Below are 2,609 nucleotides of genomic sequence, written 5' to 3' on the forward strand. Positions count from 1 at the left end.
GTGTTCGTTATTGTTTGGTCGCTATAACAATAACACGGAAGGTGCTTTTTTGGTACACCATTTTGGTGAAACTCTCAATCAAAGATAAAACGATGGTGTAGCAACATTCTCGTTAAGGTTTAGGAACAGATATGCATAATTCAGGATAATGATCCAGAACAAAACGAGTAGGTAAATAACAAACAAGCCTTGGGTTAATTGTTTACTTTTAATTGGCATTAGATCACTCCCTCATGTGCGAACTATATTCTCACGCAACTAGCCTAAATCAACCTTAAATTGGCGACTAATTTTAATTCGCGAGACATTCAAATAATCCGCACAAAGGCGAACAAGTGTGCTATACTGATTTAATCAGAACGTACGTTCAAGAAACGACGATCATTCATTTAAGGAGCGTTCAACTATGCAACCACTATCGCTATTAATTTTACTTTTTGCCAGCGGTTTATTGATCGGCACCAACAACGATCACATCATCGCCTTGCCTGCACTGAAACGACTCAACAGCTTATTATTGGTCGTGATCGTACTCGCTATTTTATTATTGATCAAACCTGAAGTAGCTATTGGCTGGTTGTACGCTGCGTATGGCTTAAGCGGCCTAGCTGCAATCATGGCGATCCATCATAGTCTGCAGACAACCAGAGATAAATCACCACAATAAAAAAGAACTCATGAAATTCATGAGTTCTGATCTTACACAAGTTACATTAGTAGCCCAGCGCTGCTTTCATTAGTCAGCGTAGATTTCTTTCGCTAAACTAAATGCGGACCAAGCCTTTGGCCAGCCAGCATAAAAGGCTAAATGGGTGATCAACTCTACCATTTCGTCTTTGGTCACACCATTTTGCTTAGCGATTTTCATGTGCGCCGCCAATTGTGGCACACCTTGTGTCAACAAACTAGCGACAGTGATCATACTGCGGTCACGAGCCGATAATTTATCCTCACGTGACCAAACTTCACCAAATAAAACATCATCATTCAATTCAGCAAATTTAGGGGCCAAATCACCTAAATTATCCCGACCTGCGGTTTGTTTTTTTGCCATATTATTTACCCTCCGCTACTGCAGCATATTGTTCGTCCGTAACTGGTTCCAACCATTCTGGCGTACCGGCAGTGATTGCAATATGTGAGAACCAACTATCTTTAGTGGCACCATGCCAGTGTTTAACGCCGTCATGAGTGACTACAACATCCCCTGGTACTAAGTGTTGTGCTGCTTGGCCTGCTTCTTGATACCAGCCTTCGCCGCCAGTGACCAACAAAATTTGATAACCGCCATGATGAATATGCCAATTATTACGGCAACCAGGTTCAAAGGTCACATTACCGACACCTACATTAACCGCTGGATCTGCAACTAAACTTTGCAAATAACTTTGACCCACAAAATACTGGGCGTACGCATCATTTTTAGCACCACGTGGAAAAATAATTCCAGCTTGTACATTTTCATTTTCTGTCATTTTAGACACTCCTTTTATTCTTGTTTCGTTGGGTAAATTGTGAATTCATTGACGTTAACATCTTCTGGTTGATCCACGGCAAAATTGACGACACGTGCCACTGCATCAGGGGTGATCCCAACTTGAGCGTAGAACTGTTCCATCCCATCCTTAGCTGCTTTGTCAGTAATGGTGTTCAATAACTCAGTGTTGATCGCCGCTGGATACAAGCTAGCGGTCCGAATATTAGTTCCTTCTTCAGCGCTTTCCATTCGGATCACTTCCATCAAATTACGCACGGCAAATTTTGTTGCACCGTAAACGCCTGCACCAGTAAAACTTTTAATGCCTGCTACAGATGAAGTGGTAATAATTTGGCCATGTTTTTGTTTGGTGAAGTCCGGCATAACTGCAGCCACACCGTTCAGCACACCTTTTAAATTAATATCGATCATATCGTTCCATTCTTGCGTGTGCAAGGCACTGATCGGTGAAGTTGGCATAATACCAGCATTGTTAAAAATCACATCAATGCCGCCAAATTTAGTTTTTGCTAAATCAACTAGTGCTTGTACGTCCGTAGCTTTAGTAACATCCGTCACCCGATAAGCCGCTTGTCCACCCGCTGCTTCGATCGTACTGACTAACGCTTGCAACCGATTTTCACGGCGTGCACCTAAAACGACCTTCGCACCATTAGCGGCCAATAATTTAGCGCTAGCTTCACCGATCCCAGATGACGCGCCTGTGATCACAATTACTTTATCCTTAATCATATTTATCGCTCCATTTCTAAATGTTTTAACCAATTGTTGATTGCTTGGTCAGCTTGATAAGCTTTTGAACCGCGTACTGCCAGTCCTGGCGCAACCACTGCTGGCAAAACTAACTTTTCTAGATCATCCTGACTACGGCCGAAGCCACTACCTTCGTGGGTGCAAAAAGGATAAATTTTTTGTGTTGCCCAAGGTTGACGTTGTAAAAAAGTGGTCATAACCTGTGGTAATGGTCCCCTGTCAATAAAATAGACAATTTAAATAGAGACTTTTTTGTCCTATGCCACGACTAAATTTTGAATTTGAGTTTGATACTCATCTTCAAGTTGCTTTGGTGATTTGAATCCACAGTGACTGTGAATTCTAACTGTGTTGTAAA

General features: G+C 42.0%; 5 protein-coding genes. 1 reads left to right on the forward strand and 4 read right to left on the reverse strand.

What is annotated here, in order from left to right:
* The first annotated feature begins 406 nt into the window (after positions 1–406).
* Positions 407–667 carry a hypothetical protein gene (locus tag EKM76_RS13060; RefSeq protein WP_125550995.1) on the forward strand — a complete coding sequence of 87 codons (261 nt, stop codon included), beginning with the start codon at positions 407–409 and terminating at the stop codon, positions 665–667.
* A 69-nt stretch (positions 668–736) separates the two neighbouring features.
* Here EKM76_RS13060 and EKM76_RS13065 read toward each other — a convergent pair whose 3' ends face one another.
* The 4 genes from EKM76_RS13065 to EKM76_RS13080 are packed head-to-tail and all read right to left on the reverse strand — an operon-like array spanning position 737 to position 2,448.
* Positions 737–1,054, reverse strand: coding sequence for a carboxymuconolactone decarboxylase family protein (locus tag EKM76_RS13065; protein WP_125550996.1), 318 nt, complete (start codon positions 1,052–1,054; stop codon positions 737–739).
* A 1-nt stretch (position 1,055) separates the two neighbouring features.
* Positions 1,056–1,475 (reverse strand): cupin domain-containing protein, encoded by a 420-nt coding sequence (locus EKM76_RS13070; RefSeq protein WP_125550997.1) that lies wholly within the window; start codon positions 1,473–1,475, stop codon positions 1,056–1,058.
* Between the two features lie 14 nt (positions 1,476–1,489).
* Positions 1,490–2,230: an SDR family oxidoreductase gene (locus EKM76_RS13075; protein ID WP_125550998.1), complete on the reverse strand. Its 741-nt coding sequence runs from the start codon at positions 2,228–2,230 to the stop codon at positions 1,490–1,492.
* A gap of 2 nt (positions 2,231–2,232) precedes the next feature.
* Positions 2,233–2,448 carry an NADPH-dependent FMN reductase family protein gene (locus EKM76_RS13080; protein ID WP_125550999.1) on the reverse strand — a complete coding sequence of 72 codons (216 nt, stop codon included), beginning with the start codon at positions 2,446–2,448 and terminating at the stop codon, positions 2,233–2,235.
* Between the last annotated feature and the right edge of the window lie 161 nt (positions 2,449–2,609).

The sequence above is a fragment of the Loigolactobacillus zhaoyuanensis genome (assembly GCF_003946385.1).
GTDB classification, from domain to species: Bacteria; Bacillota; Bacilli; order Lactobacillales; family Lactobacillaceae; genus Loigolactobacillus; species Loigolactobacillus zhaoyuanensis.